The sequence below is a fragment of the Edaphobacter sp. 12200R-103 genome, assembly GCF_010093025.1.
Taxonomy (GTDB): Bacteria; Acidobacteriota; Terriglobia; order Terriglobales; family Acidobacteriaceae; genus Edaphobacter.
This window is the reverse complement of sequence record NZ_CP048114.1, coordinates 1,238,340-1,258,288: the sequence shown is the minus strand read 5'-3', so window position 1 is coordinate 1,258,288 and position 19,949 is coordinate 1,238,340. Positions and strand designations below refer to the sequence as shown.

The 19,949-nt window shown below is 57.3% G+C and carries 17 protein-coding genes and 1 tRNA gene; 10 read left to right on the top strand and 8 right to left on the bottom strand.

The window, feature by feature from the left end; all coding sequences use genetic code 11:
* Positions 1-62: 62 nt before the first annotated feature.
* Positions 63-1,145 (bottom strand): oxidoreductase, encoded by a 1,083-nt coding sequence (locus GWR55_RS05245; protein WP_162401315.1) that lies wholly within the window; start codon positions 1,143-1,145, stop codon positions 63-65.
* A 120-nt stretch (positions 1,146-1,265) separates the two neighbouring features.
* On the opposite strand from GWR55_RS05245, the gene GWR55_RS05240 reads away from it, so the two are divergent.
* The 4 genes from GWR55_RS05240 (at position 1,266) to GWR55_RS05225 (ending at position 6,014) form a co-directional block, all read left to right on the top strand.
* Positions 1,266-2,936 carry a TolC family protein gene (locus tag GWR55_RS05240; protein WP_238398658.1) on the top strand — a complete coding sequence of 557 codons (1,671 nt, stop codon included), beginning with the start codon at positions 1,266-1,268 and terminating at the stop codon, positions 2,934-2,936.
* A gap of 2 nt (positions 2,937-2,938) precedes the next feature.
* Positions 2,939-4,186, top strand: a complete 1,248-nt coding sequence (locus GWR55_RS05235; RefSeq protein WP_162401314.1) for an HlyD family secretion protein — start codon at positions 2,939-2,941, stop codon at positions 4,184-4,186.
* An 86-nt stretch (positions 4,187-4,272) separates the two neighbouring features.
* Positions 4,273-4,869 carry a Dps family protein gene (locus GWR55_RS05230; protein WP_162401313.1) on the top strand — a complete coding sequence of 199 codons (597 nt, stop codon included), beginning with the start codon at positions 4,273-4,275 and terminating at the stop codon, positions 4,867-4,869.
* Between the two features lie 116 nt (positions 4,870-4,985).
* The gene (locus GWR55_RS05225; RefSeq protein ID WP_162401312.1) at positions 4,986-6,014 is read left to right on the top strand and encodes a VTT domain-containing protein; all 1,029 of its coding nucleotides are present in this window, start codon (positions 4,986-4,988) and stop codon (positions 6,012-6,014) included.
* A 1-nt stretch (position 6,015) separates the two neighbouring features.
* Here the strand turns inward: GWR55_RS05225 and GWR55_RS05220 are convergent, their stop codons facing one another.
* Positions 6,016-6,732, bottom strand: a complete 717-nt coding sequence (locus GWR55_RS05220; RefSeq protein WP_162401311.1) for an energy transducer TonB — start codon at positions 6,730-6,732, stop codon at positions 6,016-6,018.
* Between the two features lie 141 nt (positions 6,733-6,873).
* Between GWR55_RS05220 and GWR55_RS05215 the strand changes: the two genes are divergently transcribed.
* From GWR55_RS05215 to GWR55_RS05205, 3 genes are all read left to right on the top strand, one after another.
* The gene (locus GWR55_RS05215) at positions 6,874-8,127 is read left to right on the top strand and encodes an acyltransferase family protein (protein WP_162401310.1); all 1,254 of its coding nucleotides are present in this window, start codon (positions 6,874-6,876) and stop codon (positions 8,125-8,127) included.
* Positions 8,128-8,213: 86 nt separating this feature from the next.
* Positions 8,214-9,803, top strand: coding sequence for a UbiD family decarboxylase (locus GWR55_RS05210; RefSeq protein WP_162401309.1), 1,590 nt, complete (start codon positions 8,214-8,216; stop codon positions 9,801-9,803).
* Between the two features lie 129 nt (positions 9,804-9,932).
* Positions 9,933-11,189, top strand: a complete 1,257-nt coding sequence (locus tag GWR55_RS05205; protein ID WP_162401308.1) for an Nramp family divalent metal transporter — start codon at positions 9,933-9,935, stop codon at positions 11,187-11,189.
* A gap of 154 nt (positions 11,190-11,343) precedes the next feature.
* Here GWR55_RS05205 and GWR55_RS05200 read toward each other — a convergent pair whose 3' ends face one another.
* From GWR55_RS05200 to GWR55_RS05180, 5 genes are all read right to left on the bottom strand, one after another.
* Positions 11,344-11,808, bottom strand: a complete 465-nt coding sequence (locus tag GWR55_RS05200; RefSeq protein WP_162401307.1) for a (deoxy)nucleoside triphosphate pyrophosphohydrolase — start codon at positions 11,806-11,808, stop codon at positions 11,344-11,346.
* Between the two features lie 49 nt (positions 11,809-11,857).
* Positions 11,858-12,583 carry an HAD family phosphatase gene (locus GWR55_RS05195; protein ID WP_162401306.1) on the bottom strand — a complete coding sequence of 242 codons (726 nt, stop codon included), beginning with the start codon at positions 12,581-12,583 and terminating at the stop codon, positions 11,858-11,860.
* A gap of 150 nt (positions 12,584-12,733) precedes the next feature.
* Positions 12,734-13,375 carry an outer membrane lipoprotein chaperone LolA gene (lolA, locus tag GWR55_RS05190; RefSeq protein WP_162401305.1) on the bottom strand — a complete coding sequence of 214 codons (642 nt, stop codon included), beginning with the start codon at positions 13,373-13,375 and terminating at the stop codon, positions 12,734-12,736.
* Positions 13,375-13,950, bottom strand: a complete 576-nt coding sequence (locus tag GWR55_RS05185; protein ID WP_238398657.1) for a type IV pilin protein — start codon at positions 13,948-13,950, stop codon at positions 13,375-13,377. Before GWR55_RS05185 ends, lolA begins: the two co-directional genes overlap by 1 nt.
* A gap of 10 nt (positions 13,951-13,960) precedes the next feature.
* A complete protein-coding gene (locus tag GWR55_RS05180; RefSeq protein ID WP_162401304.1) occupies positions 13,961-15,280 on the bottom strand; it encodes a pitrilysin family protein in 1,320 nt (439 codons plus the stop codon).
* 76 nt (positions 15,281-15,356) lie between these two features.
* On the opposite strand from GWR55_RS05180, the gene rlmN reads away from it, so the two are divergent.
* Positions 15,357-16,622, top strand: coding sequence for a 23S rRNA (adenine(2503)-C(2))-methyltransferase RlmN (rlmN, locus tag GWR55_RS05175; RefSeq protein ID WP_162401303.1), 1,266 nt, complete (start codon positions 15,357-15,359; stop codon positions 16,620-16,622).
* A gap of 123 nt (positions 16,623-16,745) precedes the next feature.
* Here the strand turns inward: rlmN and GWR55_RS05170 are convergent, their stop codons facing one another.
* Entirely contained in the window at positions 16,746-17,762 is a 1,017-nt protein-coding gene (locus GWR55_RS05170; RefSeq protein ID WP_162401302.1) for a lysylphosphatidylglycerol synthase transmembrane domain-containing protein, read from the bottom strand.
* 204 nt (positions 17,763-17,966) lie between these two features.
* On the opposite strand from GWR55_RS05170, the gene GWR55_RS05165 reads away from it, so the two are divergent.
* Together GWR55_RS05165 and GWR55_RS05160 are read left to right on the top strand one after the other, a co-directional pair.
* Positions 17,967-19,607, top strand: coding sequence for a hypothetical protein (locus tag GWR55_RS05165; RefSeq protein WP_162401301.1), 1,641 nt, complete (start codon positions 17,967-17,969; stop codon positions 19,605-19,607).
* 95 nt (positions 19,608-19,702) lie between these two features.
* Positions 19,703-19,778 (top strand) — tRNA-Lys (locus tag GWR55_RS05160).
* The last annotated feature ends 171 nt before the right edge of the window (positions 19,779-19,949 follow it).

Below are 19,949 nucleotides of genomic sequence, written 5' to 3'. Positions count from 1 at the left end.
TCGGTCCGCTCCACGCAGATGAACCAATGATTCTTCTACCTTGCGGCTATGGCGAAGATGCCCTAAATGGCAGAGAACTGAACAGGGATCGTTCTACCCTCGTTGCTGCTCTCCCGGGCCAGTTCCAGCAGGCGGATGACCCGGTAACCGTCTTCCGGCGTCACAGCCAGCTTGCTGCTTCCGAGAATGGCGTCGCGGACGTTGGCGTAGTAGCCGCGATAATCTCCGGCCTCGGTCTTGATGGTCGTGCGCGTCAGCTGCCCAGGTTGGTCAGGGTCGGGAGCAACGGTCATCGTTCCCCACGCAGATTCCGGCTCGCCCAGCCACTCTCGCGCGTCGCCCATCATGGGAACCTTCGCCCCACCGACCAGTGCAGGCTCCTGGGGATCCAGGCCGTACTTCCGGAAGCTGCCCCGTGTGCCATGAATCAGGAAGCGCGGAGCCGGCTCCGCGGCCAGCATTGTGGCGCGGCAGATTGCCTGGAGACGGGGATAGTGCAGGGTGATGTCGAAGGTATCCTCGATCTCGGTCGTGTCGCGGTCGCGCCTGACGCTGGCAGTGATAGACTCTGGCGTGCCGAAGAGAACCAGTGCCTGGTCGATCAGATGTGGGCCGAGGTCGAAGAGCATGCCGTTGGCGGCGTTGGCCGACTCCTTCCAGGTCGCCTCGCGGGGCAGCGGGCGGAAGCGGTCGAAGTGAGATTCGAAGGTGACAACCCGGCCCAGGTCTCCGGACTTCAGAACCTTGCGGACCGTCAGAAAATCACCGTCCCAGCGCCGGTTGTGGAAGGGGGCAAGGACCAGCTTCTTCGCGCGGGCAAGCTCAAGAAGCTCTTTCGCTTGCTCGCTTGTGGCGGCAAAGGGTTTGTCGATAACCACATGCTTGCCGGCCTCGAGAGCCTTCTTAGCCAGGGCATAGTGCGTCTCATTGGGCGTGCCGACAACGATCAGGGAGATGCTGCTGTCTGCAAGCGCCTCCTCGACGGAGCGAAGAATACGGGTGTTGGGATAGGCCTGGGCGGCTTCGTCGCCTCTCCGCTGCACGATCGCCTCGAGCTTCAGGCCCGGAACGGCGCTCACAAATGGTGCATGAAAGACACGACCTGCCAGCCCAAAACCGATTACTGCAACCCCAATTTCCGCCATCGATCCTCCAGTTTTCTTTTATCTTTGGAAAATTCTGTCCAGAAAGAAGTTTATTGCATGGGAGGAGGTCAAAACTCCCAGATCTTCAATTGCTTGCGAAACTTTTGAGCCTTCAAAACCATGAAAAGCATCAGAGTTCATATAACAATGCCAGCGATGGGCCAGCCCACCTCTCTGTACAGGCAGGTTCCCGCTGAAACACGGGATACGGTTAATATCGAACCTATGGTGCAACGCAACGGGAAGGTCGTCGAAAACCGGGCGATCGACAGAGAAGTAGCACGTCTTCTCCGCGGAACTGCGGTCGTTATCGGTCTGACGCTCTGCGGGCTGCCCACGTTAGCTCAGCAACGACAGACGGCTCCTTCCGGAAATCAACCGAGGCCAACCGAGACCGGGCCGAGCAGCGGACCGCAGAGCTCAGCGATGGCAGGGGCGCAGCAGCAGCTTTATACGGCATCTGGCCAAAACGGCGCTCAGGTCTCGCAAGACTCCTTCAAAGGCTCGATTGTGGAGGGTAAAGCGACCGGCAACGTGCTGGATCTTTCGCTGGACGATGCCATTCACCGTGGCCTTCGCAACAACCTTGGGATGATTCTGCAGGGGGCAGCGCAGAAGAACGCAAATGGGCAACGGCTGGAAGAGCTGCAGGCACTTCTGCCCACGGTCACCGGCGCAGCCAGCATCAATGTCCAGCAGGTCAACCTGGCCGCTTATGGGCTCAAGTTTCCCGGGTTGAATCCGATCGTCGGTCCGTTTCAGGTAGTCGATTTCCGGGCTTACCTTACACAGAATCTTTTCAATCTGTCGGCGTTTCAGAACTATCTCGCAGCCAAACATAACTTCGCAGCGGCGAAGCTGACTGCCGAAGACGCCCGGGACCTGGTTGTCCTGACGGTGGGCAATGCGTACCTGCTGTGCATTGCGGACAGGGCGCGTATTGAGGCTGTGACGGCGGAACTGGCGACCTCGAAGGTGACGCTTGATCAGGCTGTAGCTGCGCACGACGCCGGTACCAGCCCCAAGCTCGATGTGCTTCGCGCGCAGGTGGACTACCAGAACGAGCAGCAGACCCTGATCGCCGCCAAAAATGGGCTGGCAAAAGACAAGCTGGCGTTGGCGCGCGTCATCGGACTTCCGCTCGACCAGGAGTTTCACCTGACCGACCTTGCACCGTATGCAGCCTTAGACAACCTGGATCCGCAGGCGAGTGTGGATGAGGCCCTGAAGGAGCGTAAGGACCTGGCTGCTTCCGGCGAGCAGGTGAAGGCCGCGAATGCGCAGAAAAAATCCGCCTGGGCCTATCAGCTTCCCGTCGCCAGCTTCGTGGGCGACTTCGGCGATCTGGGACAGACTCCCGGACATTCGCACTCCAGCTATACGGCCACTGGCCAGGTGACGGTTCCTATCCTGCAGATTGCCAAAACCCGTGGCCAGAACGAAGTTGCATCCGCGAACTACGAACAGGCGCGGGCACGGCTCAGCGATCAGGCCCAGCAGGTCAACCAGGACGTGCGAGACGCTATTCTTGACATCCAGGCTGCGGCGAAGCTGGTGGAGGCGACGCATTCAAATGTCGAGTTGGCCACCGAGGCATTGAGCGAGGCGCAGCAGAGGTTTAAAGCCGGCGTCTCTGACAATCTTCCGGTGTCGCAGGCACAATCCCAGACCGAACAGGCCAACGATCAGTACATCAGCGCCCTGTATCAGCACAATATTGCCAAGCTTTCACTGGCGCGTGCCCTAGGAGCCGCCCAGACAAAATACAAAGATTATCTCGGAGGAAAGTAACCTTGCCAGAGCAAGCAGAGAAGAAGTACGACGCAAACAGAGATAATGCGCCGGAGCTGGAAGACGAATCTCCAGAGAAGAAGTCCCGGCGCAAGCTGGTCGTCATTGCAGTGATCACGCTTCTCGCAATCGGTGCTGCGCTGTTTTATTGGCACTCCACCTTTACGGAAGACACGGACGACGCGCAGGTGGATGGCGATCTTTACCAGGTAAGCTCACGTATTGCCGGTCAGGTGATCAAGGTCTACGTGGAGGACAACCAGGAGGTAAAGGCTGGCGATCTTCTTGCGGAGGTTGATCCGAAGGACTTCCAGGTAGCGCTGGAACAAGCGCAGGCGAATCTGGCCAGCGCCGAGGCTGCGGCGATCCAGGCCAATGTAAACGTGCCGATCACTAACATTACGACCCGGACCAGCATCAGCACGACGAGCTCCGATGTGCAGGGTGCCCAGGCGGCTGTGGCCCAAGCGGTCAAGCAGGTTGCAGCTGCCAATGCCCGCGTAGAGCAGGCGAAGGCCAACGCAAAGAAGACCGACCTCGACGTGGAGCGCTACGGACCGCTGGTGGAGAAGGATGTCATCTCCAAACAGCAGTATGATGCTGCCGTAGCTGCGGCTGCTGCCAACCGGGCCTCCGTCCTTGAGGCGGAAGCGACGCTGATCGCGCAGCAGGAAGCTGTACGGCAGTCACAGCAGAAGCTGGCACAGTCACGATCCACAGCGCTTGAGGCGTCCAGGAATGGGCCGAGCCAGGTCAAGGCACAGGAGGCGAAGTACAACGCCGCGGTGGCAGATGTAAAGCAGGCACAGGCCAAGGTCGATCAGGCGAAGCTCAATCTGAGCTATACCAAGATCCTGGCTCCAGCGACCGGAATCGTGAACAAGAAGAACGTCAACATAGGACAGAACCTTTCGATTGGTCAGGATCTTCTTACGATTATTCCTCTGACCAACCTGTGGGTTACGGCGAACTTCAAGGAAACCCAGCTGGAGCACATGCGCGCCGGCCAGAAGGTCGTGATCAAGGTGGACGCCCTGGGAGGAAAGAAGTTCCACGGCGTTGTTCGTCAGATCGGAGGAGCTACCGGCTCCAAGCTCTCGCTCTTCCCGCCTGAAAATGCCACGGGGAACTATGTGAAGGTAGTTCAGCGAATTCCGGTCCGCATCGATTTCACTAATCTGGACCAGGAGAATAATGATCACACGCTTCGTCCGGGCTACTCGGTCACGCCGGTTGTGTCCGTCAAGTAGTTCAAATTACTGAAGTACAAAGCAAGAAACCGCCATATCCACCTCCGCATCTGATAGAAGGAAGATGTATTTCTAGAGAGGTGGATATGGCTGTTTCCAGTAAGAAAGCTGGCGCCGCTAGTCCTGCGGCAACTCCGCATTGGCATGCTCAGGCGCATGAAATTCAGAAGTTTGGTACCGTCGTGCAAGACCTTCCCCATGCACTGGACGCTGAGGTCCGGGCAGATATGGTCGCGAAGCTGAATCAGCTTCTAGCCGATTCGATTACGCTGCGCGATATGTACAAGAAGCATCACTGGCAGGTCTCCGGACCCACCTTCTACCAGCTTCATCTGCTGTTTGATAAGCACTTCGACGAGCAGGTCGAGATTGTGGATACAATCGCCGAGCGTGTCCAGCTTCTCGGCGGCGTTACCGTAGCGATGGGCGGGGATGCAGCCGAGATGACCAAGATCGCCCGCCCCCCGCGCGGCAGAGAGGCAGTCCCGGTGCAGATCTCACGGCTGCTTGAGGCTCATAAGCACATCATCAAGAGCTGCCTTAAAATCTCCGAAGCTGCTGACGAGGTTGGCGATCAGGGAACGAATGACCTGGTAGTGAGCGATGTGCTTCGTCCCAACGAACTGCAGTCGTGGTTTCTGACGGAGCATCTTGTGGAGATGCCGCTGGTTCTTGAAAAGTAGAACGCGACGGGACTAACATCACAGTCCGGTCAACTCGAGGTTGACCGGACTGTGTATCTTTAAGGTACGTCTCTTCATCCAATCCGCATACGTTCAGACGAGATGGACCACCTGTTATGCCGATCGCCCTTGCCTTTTTCGTACATTACGCATACCTGATCCTGTTTCTGTGGGTGCTTGTGGAACAGATCGGGGTTCCTGTGCCCAGCATTCCCGTGCTGCTGATGGCAGGAACTCTCACGGCAACGCAGCAGGTCCATCACATCTATGCGCTGCTGGCGGTGCTTGCTGCCTGCATGCTTTCGGATTCGATGTGGTACTACCTGGGGCGCAGGTATGGCGGCAGCGTGCTTCGTCTGCTGTGCCGCTTTTCGTTGGAGGCCTCGACCTGCGTTAGCAAGACGGAAGGATATTTTTCTCAGCGAGGACCGGCGACTTTGCTGCTGTCGAAATTTATCCCCGGTCTGGGCACAGTGGCTCCTCCCATTGCGGGCCAGATTGGGATGCCATATGGGCGGTTTCTGCTGTGGGACCTTGGCGGATCGATTCTGTGGGCAGAGACATTTCTGCTTGCGGGCCGTTTCTTTGGCGATATCGCGCAGAAGAGCGCGCGCTTCTTTCACTGGCTCGGCCACTTCGCTTTCGCCATTTTCATTCTCATGGTGCTTGGGATCATGGCTTACCGATTTCTGAAGCAGAGAAAGTTTCTGCAGCAGGTTCGCGATATGAGGCTGGAACCAGCTGAGTTGAAGGAGATGATGGACCAGGCGGAGGAGCAGGGGAATACGCCTCCCTTCATCGTGGACCTGCGTCATCCTCTGGACTATCTGCCTGATCCCAGGGTACTGCCTGGCGCTCTGCGAATCGGCCCCAATGAGATTCGTCAGCACAGCGAGATCATTCCGCGCGACCGGGATGTAGTTCTCTACTGCACCTGCCCGAGCGAAGAGACCAGCGCGAAGCTGGCGTTGCAGCTTCATAAGCTGGGTGTTTACAGGGTTCGCCCGCTCCGGGGAGGGTTCGACGGCTGGAAGGCTGCAGGCTATCCGTTGATCGACTACGTCGTAGATACGCCGACGTCCGGAGTGCTGACCGCGCAGATTGCACCCACGTCCGATACCAAGAAGGTCCTTCCAGTCGTCTGAGTTATTCCCCGAGCCGGAAGCTGACTGTGATTGTCGTCTGCACCTCAACAGGCTGGCCGTTCAGGAGAAAAGGCCTGTATCGAGCCGCCTGAATCGCGTCCAGTGCTGCACGTCTGAGTAACTCGGGGCCGCTGCTGACCTGCAAGCTTTCGATGGTTCCGGTATTGGAGATGACTGCACTTACGACCACCTGTCCGGAAACACCGGCGGCCCGCGCAATTGCCGGATAGACGGGACGGATCGGGGTTAGGAGCATTCCGGGGGACAGTTGAGAGACTCGAACCGGTTTTGGTCGTGCTTGAACCGGTGCAGCGCTTACAGATGGGCTGTGCGATGGTTGATCCGTCACTAGAGAGGGGATCGCATCGCCCATGTTGATGCTGCGCTGCGAAATCACAGGTGCATCTTCGCTGCTCAGCGTCCTATGACTGGAAAACAAGGGATTCGGGAGATGCTCGATGATCGGGGTTGTTGTCGATTGTGCTGAGTTCTCTGTAGAGGTTTGTGATTGCTGAATAGGAACTGGAACTCTGGGAGGTGGAGGCGTAAATACCAGAGGCGCTATCAGATGCGATGTGAGACTTTCCGGGTAGAGCAGCGGCAAAGTGGCGAGAACCAGCGCCACTGAGATCTGGAAGAACAGGGACGCTGCCATCGTCCATCGCCGGGTTTCCGGAGCAGGGATAGCAAAGGATTCGACCATACTTTCCTCAAACATAGGCACCTCCAAAACCTGATTCGGTTCGGGGCGCATCTGCGAGGAATGCGTCCTTTAGGGTCTTAGACCCCGAAGGCCTTCGGATTGTTCCCAGAGAAAAAGTTGCACAACTCAGCCGGTTGTGAGCGATGATGGATGACCATGGCAGACCACTCAACAACGCTCGCCGATCCTACGATCGCGGCATCCACCCGCACCTTTAAGGCACCGTCTTCACGTGTACTTTCCGTGGACGTCCTTCGTGGGATCACCATCGCATTCATGATCCTGGTAAATGATGCCGGAGACGGCCATCACGTCTATACGCAGCTGGAGCATTCTGCGTGGAATGGATGGACGCTGACCGACCTGGTCTTCCCGACATTTTTGTTCATCGTCGGTATCTCGATCATTCTTTCTACACACTCGAGATTGCAGCGCGGCGCCAACAAGCGCGACCTTGCGATCCATACAGTGCGGCGTGCGGTGACGATCTTTGTGGTTGCGATGCTGATCAACCTGGTCCCCCTCTTTCAGTTCAGCCATCTGCGCATCTATGGTGTGCTGTCGCGTATCGCTCTGTGTTATCTGATCGCCGGCCTGATCTGTCTCAAGACGCAAAAGGCCAAGACGCTCCTCGGAATTACGGCAGCGCTGCTAGTCAGCTACTGGTTGCTGATGCGTTTCGTTCCAGTACCGGGCTTTGGAGTTCCTACGCGTGATATTCCTCTGCTGGACCCGGATCGTAACCTGGCTGCGTGGCTAGACCGCGGCATCATGGGCTTCTTTCAGAGAACGCTGCACACAGGAAGACTGTATGAGGTGACCCGCGATCCGGAGGGTCTGTTGAGCACAATCCCAGCGGTCGGGACGACCCTGCTGGGAGCAGTCTCCGCTCTCTGGCTGCGGCGCGCAGGTGGGAAGTCGCCTTCGATTACGCCGGGCAAATGTACCCTCGGGCTGTTTCTCGCAGGCCTGGCCGGTATTGCTTCGGGTTACATCTGGAACATCTGGTTTCCGATCAACAAGAAGCTGTGGACGAGCTCCTACGTTCTCTTCGCTGCCGGGTGCGCCCTGGTAGGCCTGGCCGCATGCTACTGGCTGATCGATATCAGGAAATTCAACGAGACCAGGGTAGGAAAGTGGCTGACGTGGCCGTGGCTGGTCTTTGGCTCAAATGCAATTGTTGCCTACGTTATGGCTGCAATTGTGGAGAAGACGATCGCCCTGATCCATTTGTCTGGCATTACTGCTGACGGCCGGCCACTCACCGCGGGGCGCTGGATCTATTGGCATATCTTTGCTTCTCATGGATCAACAAATAACACTTCAGTGGCGTTCGCCATTGTGTTCGTTCTGGTCTGTTTCATTCCCAACTGGATCCTATGGCAGAAGAAGATCCTCGTAAAACTCTGACAAGGGGCGTTGCTGCCTCCTCCGCATCCCGTGCTGGCCGTTTACCATAGACAACGGACCGCATCGGGATGCGGCAGGAGAGAGCATTGGCCTACAACGACCTGCGAGACTGGATCAACGAACTTCATAAGGCTGGCGAGCTAAGGCGCATCGCTGTCGAGGTCGATCCTGTCCTGGAGATGGCCGAGATCGCGGACCGTGCGGCCAAGATGGGCCGCGGCACAGCAAAGGCTGGTGGTCCTGCGCTGCTGTTTGAAAACGTCAAAGGCTATCCGGGCGCCCGCGTTCTAATGAACCAGTTTGGAAGCGAGCACCGCATGAAGCTGGCGCTCGAGACCGACTCGCTGGACGCCATCGCCGATCGTATAAGAATCCTGCTGAAGCCGGAGACCCCTGCGGGCCTGATAGACAAGCTGAAGATGCTGCCCAAGCTGGCAGAGGTAGGCGCGTTCTTCCCGAAGGTGATCCCGGCCAAAGATGCTCCCTGCAAGCAGGTCATCCTGCGCGGAAACGACGTGGATCTCAATCGGCTGCCTGTGCTCAAGACGTGGCCGCACGATGGTGGAAAGTTCATCACGCTCCCTTGCGTGATCACCCGGGATCCGAAGACAGGCAAACGGAACGTCGGGATGTACCGGATGCAGGTCTACGACGGCAAGACGACAGGGATGCATTGGCAGCGGCAGAAGGTAGCTGCGGAGCATATGCGTGAGCGTCTGCGGGGGACGTCTCCGAGTGCCTCCGCGGCGGTGGACCTGATGGCCCTTACCGCTGGCGGTACGACGGTCGCGGAGTCGGTGGAAACCATCCCGCAGGTGACTCTCGGCAAGATTCGGGATCAGCGCATGGAGGTGGCGGTTGCGATCGGAACCGATCCGGCGACGACCTTCAGCGCCATCGTTCCCGCTCCGCCTGACGTGGAAGAGTACATCATCTCGGGCTTTCTGCGCCAGAAGCCCGTGGAACTTGTGAAGGCCGAGACAGTCGATCTGGAGGTGCCGGCGAATGCGGAGTATGTGCTGGAGGGGTATGTCGAGCTTGGAGAACTGAGAACCGAAGGCCCGTTCGGCGACCACACGGGTTTCTACACCATGCAGGACGACTATCCTGTGTTCCACATCACCTGCATTACGCATCGGCGCGATCCGGTGTATGCGGCGACCATCGTCGGCAAGCCTCCCATGGAGGACGCGTGGATGGGCAAGGCCGTGGAGCGGATCTTTCTTCCGCTGATGCAGCTGACACTGCCCGAGATACGGGATGTGAACCTTCCGGCGGAGGGCGTCTTCCACAACCTGATGATTGTCTCGATCCGGAAGTCCTACGCCGGGCAGGCGCGCAAGGTGATGAATGGCATCTGGGCGATGGGACAGGCCATGTTTACCAAATGCATCATCGTGGTGGACGAGGACTGCGATGTGCAGGATCTGGCTGAGGTGGTGCTGCGGACGACCAACAACATCGACCCGGAGCGTGACATCCAGTTCACACTGGGGCCGGTCGACTCGCTGGACCATGCCAGTCGGCTGCCCAACTATGGCAGCAAGATGGGCATTGACGCCACGAGGAAGTGGAAAGCCGAGGGATTCGAACGCCCATGGCCCCAGATGCTGGAGATGGACCCGGCGGTAAAGGCCAGGGTGGACGCAATCTGGAAGCGGCTGGGAATCGAATAGAGCAGCTTCACCACAAAACGGGTTACTCTAGTACGGCCGGGTACTCGCCCGGCTCAACTGTACATTTCATGGCTGGCGCACGATTGGCTAGCCGGATACTGTCCTCTCTATGGGTAGTAAGGGGCTTGGATGACACTGTGGCGTAGATGGAGAAGCCGGTTGCTGTTGCTGTTTGCCGTTCTCGGCCCGGGCTTCATCACCGCCAATGTGGATAACGATTCCGGCGGGATCCTTACCTATTCGCAGGCTGGTGCGCAGTACGGTTATAAGCTGCTCTGGACCATCATTCCGATCACCCTGGCGCTGATCGTCGTGCAGGAGATGTGCGCCCGGATGGGCGTCGTGACGGGCAAGGGACTGAGCGACCTGATTCGCGAGGAGTTTGGTCTCCGCATCACCTTCTTCATGATGATTCTGCTGGTCATTGTGAACTTCGGCAATGTGATGGCTGAGTTTTCGGGCATCGCCGGCAGTATGCAGCTGTTCCACGTCAGCAAATACATCAGCGTGCCTCTTTGTGCGTTCATCGTCTGGGCGCTGGTCGTAAAAGGAGACTACAAGAGCGTCGAAAAGGTCTTTCTGCTGGCCAGCACGGTGTATATCGCTTATATCTTCGCCGGTGTGCTGAGCAGTCCCAACTGGCACGAGGCGATCGTGCAGACAGTCCGCGTTCCGGGCCGCAGCGTCTGGAGCGACCGAAACTACGTTTACATGACCGTCGGAATCATCGGCACGACCATTACGCCGTGGATGCAGTTCTACCTGCAGTCCTCGATCGTGGAGAAGGGAATTGACGTCCGGCAATACAAGCATTCGCGGCTGGATGTGATCGTCGGGTCGATCTTCACGGACGTCGTGGCGTGGTTCATCATCGTGGCCTGTGCGGCTACGCTCTACACGCACGGTATGCGGAACATCGCAGAGGCGTCGGACGCAGCTGATGCGATGAAGCCGCTTGCAGGCCAGTACGCCTTCATCCTGTTCGCCGCGGGACTGTTCAACGCCTCCTTGTTCGCAGCGTGCATTCTTCCGCTGTCGACGGCGTATACGGTCTGTGAGGGACTCGGCTTCGAGAGCGGCCTGGACAAGAGCTTCAAAGATGCGAAGTTCTTCTACTGGTTCTATACGCTTCTGCTGGCGATGGGCGCGGCGGTGGTGCTGATCCCTAACTTCCCCCTAATCAACGTCATCATCGGCTCCCAGGTGCTCAACGGCATCCTGCTGCCGGTGGTGCTGATCTTCATGCTTCGTCTGGTGAACCGGCCTGAACTAATGGGCACCTACACCAACTCGCGGTGGTTCAACCTGGTAGCGTGGCTGACTACTGTCATCGTTATCTGTCTGTCAGTTGTGCTGATGTGGAATGGTCTGCACGGTGCGCACTAGAGTCGTTTTCCCCGGGCTTCAATCCTTCGATCCGTCATTCTGAACGCAGTGAAGAATCTCCGTATTTCTGCCTGAAGCGTCTCTGGTATTCCGGGCAAGATACAGGGATTCTACGCGTTACTCAGAATGACGATCCCAAAGAGTTGCTACTCAGCTAGATCAGCTTTCCCTCAGAAAGGTCGCGGATCAGGCCAAGATCGGCGGCCAGAAAGTCGAACTCCGGCAATCGTTCCAGCGCAGACCAGCGCATATCGTTGAAGATACGGTTCTCAATGGGCCCGGCAAACTCCCGGACGAGGAAGAATTGAAGGTCGATGGTTCCACCATTGCGGTATTTATGGCGAACGCGGGCGACGCGCCTCCCGATGGTCGCCTTGATTCCCAGCTCTTCGTCCAGTTCACGGGCCAGCGCGGCCTCGGCCGTCTCACCCATCTCGATCTTGCCTCCGGGAAACTCCCACTTGAGGCTCATCGGCTGGTCGGGCTTGCGTTGACAGACGAGCACTTCCAGGCCCGGTTCGGCTTCACGGACAATCAGCGCAGCCACCACCAGCCTGACAGGCTTCGTCGCAGCAGCAGCGTTTTGCTGGTCCCTCAGTTTGCGAATAGGCTCTTTCACCTGTCTCCAACTGTATTAGACGCTAAGACGTGGGTGGATGCCTTGCAAATTATGCCTGAGTTGATGCAACGGAGGCGGGGTAGTAAACATGCCATCCTGTCCGGTGGCTCTGCTCCATAAGACCAGCAGTGGGATTAACCGGGAATGCGCGGCGCGCGATTCCCAGCATGGCCGCATCATGGATGGAATTCCCAAAGACCGCATCCGGGGCAGTGATCCCTACTCGTTCCAGGGAAGCCACTTTGCCCTCGTCGGTGGGTACATCCAGAAGTCGATCTGAGACGATCCCGTTCCTTATCTCGACTCGCGCCGAGAGAACACGGTTAGCAGGTATGCCAAATCGCTGGACGCCTTCTTCGATCACCCAGTCGTTGGTGGAGCTCACTGCCCAGATATCGGCGCCGCGCGAGCGCAACTCCTCGATCAGCTTCAGCATCTCGGGAAAGATATTCTTTTCAATCTGGCTGGAAAAAAAATCGTGCGCGGCACGCCGCAGCTCGTCCTCGCGGAGCCCCTGGTAGAGCTGAACCATCTCCCCGCAGATGGCAATCTCTGACACTTCGTTGCGGTGATAGGCGCGATAGCGGGCGTCGATCCAGTCGGCGGCTTCCCGCGAAACCAGTCCGGTCTCGATGGACCACTTCATAAACGAAGATCCGGCGTCTCCGGACCAGAGGGTGCCGTCGCAGTCAAAGACCGCAATTTGGGGATCCAGGGAATAAACAGCGGAGAAAAACTCTTCCGTGGAAAAAACAGGAATGGTCGAGGTAGGCATTTATCTGTACGTCATGGCGCAGCCCGCGGCCGCGTGCAATCCCTTCTTCAATGTGCTTTCTAAAAGTTTACCCCTTTCCGTTTCTGGAAAAGGCATATAGGGAGATGCTGCGGGTCTTCAGTGAAGGGAAGATAAAAGGGCTCGCTGCCCTTATACAGGAGGGAGCGCATCGACGACCGACACTCCCGCAGGAGGTGAGAAGACAAAATCCGCCTCTCGTGTGGGCACGTTCTCCTGCACCTGAGTGAAACTAAACTCAGTGATCGCGCCATCCAGTTCTTCGAGCTTCATATGCTGAATCTGCCCGGAGGCGGTGACGTCGAGCGTCAGTCGCCGGATACGCTGTTCCATTCCCTGTGGAACGCCGGCGACATGGATGCCGTGGCTGTCTTCGGTGACGCTGACGTTGACCAGCTCCTTTTTGAGCTGGGTATGCCCCAGAAGAAAGCGCAGTGGACTGCGGAGGTCGTCGAGCTTGCTTGCCGGGGTGCGCTGCGCCTGAGCGTCGCCAGGAGAGTAAAACCAGGCGAACTTGCCATCGAGGACAAACAGCTTTCCTTCCGGCTCGTCGTAGCTCCAGCGCATGCGTCCGGGCTTTTTCAGCAGAAGCGTTCCGGACTCGGTCCGGTCGATGCCCATTCCGGCATAGTGCTCGGTGTATCGGGCTCGAAGCGATTTGAGCCGGTTGTAATGGTCGTCGATGCGGCGCAGCAAAACATCTGCGTCCTGCGCACGGGCACAGAGCGGCGCGCAGAATGCGACGAGAAGCAGTAGGAGAATCCGCTTACGCATTACTGGATTGGCTGCGTGCAGTTTGTGCCGCCTGCTGGATCGAAGGTGATGCGATTGTTCTCGTCGGAACAGAATCCACGATCGCCTGACTTTCCGACGGATGTTGGTACCGCGGTCACCTCATAAGAGGTGTACATATCCTGATTATTCACCGTTACCTTATTGCAGTTGGTAATAGCGAAGGTGTATCCGGCCTTGTTGCCAGTGGCAAGGCCGACGTCGATCAACTGAGCCGCCTGCGCGGACGGAGCGCCGGACTTGGGATCGCCGCCCAGCTGGGAGAGCGAGCAGGCAAATCCGTTGCCCGGGTACATGGAGTTGTACTGTAGCTCAGCTTGGACGATAGTGCGGACCGATTGAATCGCCGAGGTTTCGTGCGCCTGCTTTGTCAGCTTCAGCATCTGCGGGACGGCAAGAGTCATCAGGATCAGCATGACCGACATGACGATCAAAAGCTCAATAAGGGTGAACCCCTCTTCAAATCTATCTGCCCTGCTGCTGTGTTGATCTTGGTCGTTCAACCCCTGACGGCCTGCCTTCATCGTCTTCCTCGTCTTTTGCGTAGTGCGATCCATCAAAACTTTATCAGCAATCGATGTCCGAGCGGTCAACCTTCATCTCGCCAAGATTTCCCAGCAGGGCGACGGCCATGGCTTCAGGCCGGAAAAGGTCGCGCGCCAGCCGTTGAATATCTTCCGGAGTTACAGCTTCGATCTCCGAGGTGATCTCCTCAACACCAAAGAAGCGGCCGAAGTACATCTGCTGCCTGGCGAGATTGGCCATCCTGCTGGAGCCGCTTTCCAGGCCCATTACCATATTGCTCTTCAGCTGGTCCTTGGCGCGGCCTAGCTCACCGGCACTGACAGCCTCTTGCTTCAGACGCCGCAGCTCGCGCATGGTAAGCTCCATCGTCTGCCGTGTATTGTCTACTGCAACGCCGGCATAGATGCAGAGCGATCCTGTGTCGCGGAAGGGAGAGATCTCCGAGAAGATCGAGTAAGCCAGTCCCTGATCCTCGCGAATGGTCTGGAAGAGTCGGGAGCTCATACCTCCGCCCAGAATGCTGTTCAGCAGATAGATACCGTACCGGTCAGGGTGGCTGATGGCGGGAGCGGGAACTCCCAGGCAGAGCTGGACCTGTTCGAGTGCCTTCTTGCGCTTGAGCGTAATGTGCGGGGTCGAAACAGGAGCCTCCCGCCGGGGAATAGGCTGGCTCGAACCGGGGGCCAGTTCTCCAAAGCGCCGTGCCACCTCTGCAACAAAGCTCTCGTGCTCCAGGTTGCCCGCAGCCGAAAAGATGATGTTCCGCGGTGCAAAGCGATCACGATAGAAGTTAAAGAGAGTGGCTTGATCGAAGCTCGATACGGTCTTCCTGGTCCCGAGGATCGGCCTTCCCAGCGCGTCGCCCCTCCAGAAGTTTTGGGTAAAGAGTTCGTTCACCAGGTAGTCGGGGTTGTCCTCGTCGATCTTGATCTCCTCGAGGATGACGCCCTTTTCTCGGTCCAGATCCTCGGGGGTGAAGGTGGGGTGGAGCACCAGGTCGGAAAGAACGTCGAGGGCCTGCGAGGTGTGCTCGTCGAGGACCTTGATGTTGAAACAGATGGTCTCTTTCCCGGTAAATGCATCCAGATTTCCGCCGATGGTGTCGACCTCGCGGGCAATCTGGCGCGCTGAACGCGTAGTCGTCCCCTTGAAGACCATGTGCTCCAGAAAGTGCGAGAGACCGTTGATCTCGGAAGCCTCGTCGCGCGAACCCGAGGCGATCCATGCGCCCATCGAGATACTGCGGAGATGAGGCATGCTCTCCGTCAGCACGATCAGGCCATTAGGAAGAACGGTCTTGCGGATGCTTCTGGGTACACGACGGGTAAGGCGGATATCTTCAATCAGAGTCGACGCTGCCATATCCCTATTGTTTCACAGACACTGAAATGGGCGTAAACTGTAGAAAGGCAAGGGAATAGTTCAGGTTTTGGTGTTTATGTCTAACATAATAAAGGATGTTGATTCGAAAGCCTCGGAAGCGCTCTTTGGAGCCCTTCCCGACGAGCTAAAGATATTGATGGAAGGCATGGGGCAGAAGCCCTACAGGGCTGCTCAGCTGGCGAATGCCCTTTATTCGCAGAGAGTTACGGACCTGGACCAGGTAACCGTCTTCCCGACAGCACTTCGCGGGCAACTCAAGGAGGCAGGATATCGCGTCGGCTTGCCCGAGATCGTGCAGGCCGCTCGGTCTGTCGATGGCACGGAGCGCTATCTGATGCGTCTCTCTGACGGGGAGACGGTTGAGACCGTCTGGATGCCCGACGGAGATGGCGGCGAACGTGGGGATGGAAGCGAAGCTTCCCTGGAGGAAGAGGAGATCGAAGGCCTGGAGGGGAACGTCTCCGAATTCTCTCCCGAGCCGGGGCGTAAGCGGGACACGAGAAACATGGGAGCGCTTGCCTGGAGCGGTTACCGGCGCGCGACGATCTGCATCTCCAGCCAGGTTGGCTGTGCCGTCAACTGCCAGTTCTGCCTGACGGCCAAGCTTGGTATCAAGCGCAACCTCACGGCAGGGGAGATCGCTGGCCAGGTGGTAGCGGTTCTGAATCGGCACGGCATCAAGATCGGAAAAGACAGGATCAACCTGGTCTTTATGGGAATGGGAGAGCCGTTCCTTAACTATGAGTCTTTCATCCGCAGCGTCACGATTCTGTCGAAGCATATTGGGATTCCGGAGTCGCGCATGACCGTCTCCACCAGTGGAATCGAGCCAGCAATTCGGAGATTTGCCCAGGAGCCTATCCGGCCCAAGCTGGCGCTTAGCCTGAATGCCTCAAACGATCGGGTTCGTGAAGAAGTCATGCCAATTACGCGCAAGTGGAAGATTGCCGAGCTTCTGGAGGCGGTCAAGACCATTCCTCTCAGCAAGCGGGAGTGGGTGACCTTCGAGTATGTGCTGCTGGGAGGTGTCAACGACCAGCCGGAGCACGCACGCGAGGTGCTGGAGCTTTTGAAGGGGCTTCGGGCCAAGGTCAACCTGATTGTCTGGAACCCCGGGCCGGGAATTGCGTACACGCAACCTCAGCCAGAAGATGTAGCGGTATTTCAGAAGATGCTGATCGAGAGTGGTATGCCAGCTTATATCCGGCGCCCGAGAGGCCGCGATATCTACGCCGCCTGCGGTCAGCTTAAGCGGACGGTGGAATCGCCTGAAGCCGCTCTGTTAGTCGGTATTGTGCCTGCCGCCAGTCCTTCCATGTAATTCGGAAGCCAGGCATGGCGGCGCCAAGATTGGTTGGATATGAGGCTCACATCCAGTCAGCGACTGGAGATTTGCTTACCTGGGATTCTGAATGCGTAGAAATATGGAAGGCAGGCCCAAGATCTAGGGCAATTCAGTAGGAAGCGTCTCGATCTCCTCTAGCAGAGGTATGTGATTATGGCTCCGGAAGCGGTGGACGAGAAAGATGAGTCCGCCTGCACCTGTGACCGAGATCAGCATCCATGCATGGATTGCCAGTCCGAAGACAGCGGCAATTGCCCTCGAGGTGCCATGGCTTGCAAGGGCCAGTTTTACGGCCCATTCGAACGGGCCAATCGCTCCTGGAGAACTTGGCAGCATGTAGGAGAGATTCGCGAACGAAACTGCCTCCCACGGTCCCAGTAGATCGGTTTGGATACCCACGAGATGAATGGCAGAGACAAAGATCATGCCTTCACAGAACCAGATAACCGCGCTGTACAGCAACAGCACGATGTTGCCACGGATGCCCATCTGACGAAGTGTGCTGATGGCCAACAGGAGCCAATGCTCCATTTTGGCAATCAGCTTATTCTGTGGAAGCGAAGCGAAGATCTTTCGCATCGGCGCCTCGAGTTGCCCCGCTCCAAACATCAGAACGAGAAGACCTACCGTGGAGATCAGGAGCGCTGCATCGGCTCCCCGGCGGATATTGGTCGGCAGGTCCCGACCTGCCGTCTGCACAAAGATCAGGCCAACCACAAAGACATCGAGCAACTTTTCCAGAATAACTGTGCTGAAGATAGCAGAGGGAGCAACGCCGAGATCAGGAGCATAGGTGAAGATGCGCATGATATCGCCGATTCGAAGCGGCATGATGTTATTCGCAGCCAGAGACGTCATCAGGACGCGGGCGCATGTCCCAAACCGGGCATTTGCCGACTGCAGCATTCGCGCCCAGCGGACGCAACGAAGCGTGTAGCCAACCAGGGTGAAACCGAGTACCCCTGCGATCCAGACGGGATGGACAAAACTAAGAGAGCGGAATTCGGAAGGATGGATTCCGCGAAACGTGTACCACAGGAAAAAGGCGCTTACGAGAAGGCCGGGGATGGTCTTCACAAGGTTGCGGGAGCGCGTCTGAGGCGTTGAAGTCTGCAAAGAGAAGGACCTACCAAAAACAGTAAAACAATATCAATCTGATCTTTCATCATTGTAACGTCACGATTCACAGGTTTCCCGGTAGACCAGAAGCAGAAAGAATACGTCTTAGAATACGGTGTGCTTGCGTAGGCGGTCCGCGAAACAGATACTTTGGCAGTCCGGAACAGACGGGAAAGATTAACCCTTAGGAGTACCTGGATATTGGCAACCTCGACCGTCTCGCTCTTAAAGATGCCCGGCGCGAAAGCGCAGCTATGCACTGGGGCCTTGGCGCAACGCTGGAAACCAATTGCGCTGGTTAGTCTTCTGACGATCTTTTCCTTCCTTGTGCAGGGTTATCACCCCTATGCTGAAGACGGTGGCCTGTACCTGGCCGGCGTCAAACGAGTGCTGTGGCCCACTATGTACCCTCATGAGTCAGGGTTCGTTCTGGGGCATCTTCGTTTTTCCATCTTCGCGCCATTCGTGGCATTGCTCGTGCGGTTATCTTCTCTCAGGCTCGAAACGGTTCTGCTGCTGCTTTATCTCGGAACCACCTGGGCCACTCTATGGTCGGCTTGGCTTTTTGGGGAACAATGCTTTCGGGGAAGAGCGCGCCAGGGCTCAATAGCATTGCTGGCAACGTGGCTTACACTTCCGGTCGCAGGCACATCGCTGATGTTGATGGACCCCTACGTCACGGCACGCAGCATCTCTACCCCCACAACACTGTTCGCAATCTATTACTCACTCCTGTTTCTGATGAAGCTTCGGACAGACGGTGAGTATGATGTCTCCGCTCTCGTGAAGGCTGGTATCTTTCTCGCTGTTGCTGCGCTCATGCATCCCTTGATGGCGGCCTATGGTTTCGGCAGCATTCTTGCGTTGGCGGCGGGATCGATGCCCAGGCGCCGGACGTGGCTCGCGGCAACAGGCGCATTGACCGCCGGGGCTATTCTCGTAGCTCTGATTTTGCGGCTTGCTGAGCAGCCGGAGCCTCTGGAATATCGTCAGGTTGCGATGTCCCGTTACTACTGGTTCCTGGCTCAGTGGCACTGGTATGAGTGGATAGGCCTTGCGGGGCCCCTACTCATCCTGGGTTTTATTGCATTCGCAAGACAAAGGTCCGGCGATCATCCCGGCCGCATTGCTCTGGCACGCATGTGCATTACAGCGGGCATTGCGTCTGTGATCGTGTCGCTTCTCTTTGCGCGACCCGACTCCGCCAGCCTGATCGTAGCCCGCCTGCAGCCGCTTCGCGTCTTCCAGATCATCTACACGGTGATGATTCTCTTCGTGGGCGCGCAACTGTCTGTCTGGCTGGGGAGGAAGAAGCTGCGATGGGCAGCAATGTTCGGCATTCTCGCGGCGGTTATGTTCTTCGCAGAGCGCCGAACATTCCCATCGTCTCCCCACATCGAGCTTCCTTCGGAGCAACAGAAGAATCCGTGGGTGCAAGCATTTCAGTGGATCCGCAACAATACTCCGAAAGACGCTCTCTTCGCGCTTGATTCCGACTACATCACCAAGCCGGGCGAAGATGCGCAGTCCTTCCGCGCGATCGCGGAACGAAGCGCCCTGCCGGATTATTCGAAAGATGGTGGGGAGGCCGCAATCACTCCATCGTTAACGTCCGCATGGAAGACCGGTCAGACCCTTCAGTCCCGGTTAAGTGAGCGAAGCGATCAGGACCGCATCGCTACCCTCTCGCCCGCGGGAGTCGACTGGGTGGTGCTGATGAAGAGTGCCCACACCTCGCTGCCGTGTGCATACGCAAATGGAGCCGTCAAGGTTTGCCATCTACCGCCACGGCTGATTAAAAACAGAGTTGTTCAGGGGACTCTTCTCGAAGCGAGGAGGTAGTAACAACCGATTCCGATGTTTACTCACAACAGATTCGTAAATGAACGCAGTGGAAGCGCGACTTACATTGCCGAATGTGCTAACTTGGAGTTAATGAGAGCGTAGCTCAGTTGGTAGAGCATCGCCCTTTTAAGGCGTTGGTCCTGGGTTCGAGCCCCAGCGCTCTCACCAAAATCACTCAAACAATTTACAGATCCGGGGAACGACTAAAGTTCCCGCGGTAAGAACGAACGCCGCAACGTGATGTTTGGGAACTTGTCTGTTATATCGCAGTAGATCTCAGGACAATCCTTTGTGTCATCGTGGCGCTGGAACCGGCGAAGCAGGATCTCACCTGCACCG

Coding starts and splice junctions, on each gene's coding strand:
- GWR55_RS05245 (WP_162401315.1), bottom strand. CDS start 1,145: ATGGCGGAAATTGGGGTTGCAGTAATCGGTTTTGGGCTGGCAGGTCGT.
- GWR55_RS05240 (WP_238398658.1), top strand. CDS start 1,266: ATGAAAAGCATCAGAGTTCATATAACAATGCCAGCGATGGGCCAGCCC.
- GWR55_RS05230 (WP_162401313.1), top strand. CDS start 4,273: ATGGCTGTTTCCAGTAAGAAAGCTGGCGCCGCTAGTCCTGCGGCAACT.
- GWR55_RS05225 (WP_162401312.1), top strand. CDS start 4,986: ATGCCGATCGCCCTTGCCTTTTTCGTACATTACGCATACCTGATCCTG.
- GWR55_RS05220 (WP_162401311.1), bottom strand. CDS start 6,732: ATGTTTGAGGAAAGTATGGTCGAATCCTTTGCTATCCCTGCTCCGGAA.
- GWR55_RS05215 (WP_162401310.1), top strand. CDS start 6,874: ATGGCAGACCACTCAACAACGCTCGCCGATCCTACGATCGCGGCATCC.
- GWR55_RS05205 (WP_162401308.1), top strand. CDS start 9,933: ATGACACTGTGGCGTAGATGGAGAAGCCGGTTGCTGTTGCTGTTTGCC.
- GWR55_RS05195 (WP_162401306.1), bottom strand. CDS start 12,583: ATGCCTACCTCGACCATTCCTGTTTTTTCCACGGAAGAGTTTTTCTCC.
- lolA (WP_162401305.1), bottom strand. CDS start 13,375: ATGCGTAAGCGGATTCTCCTACTGCTTCTCGTCGCATTCTGCGCGCCG.
- GWR55_RS05185 (WP_238398657.1), bottom strand. CDS start 13,950: ATGGATCGCACTACGCAAAAGACGAGGAAGACGATGAAGGCAGGCCGT.
- GWR55_RS05180 (WP_162401304.1), bottom strand. CDS start 15,280: ATGGCAGCGTCGACTCTGATTGAAGATATCCGCCTTACCCGTCGTGTA.
- rlmN (WP_162401303.1), top strand. CDS start 15,357: ATGTCTAACATAATAAAGGATGTTGATTCGAAAGCCTCGGAAGCGCTC.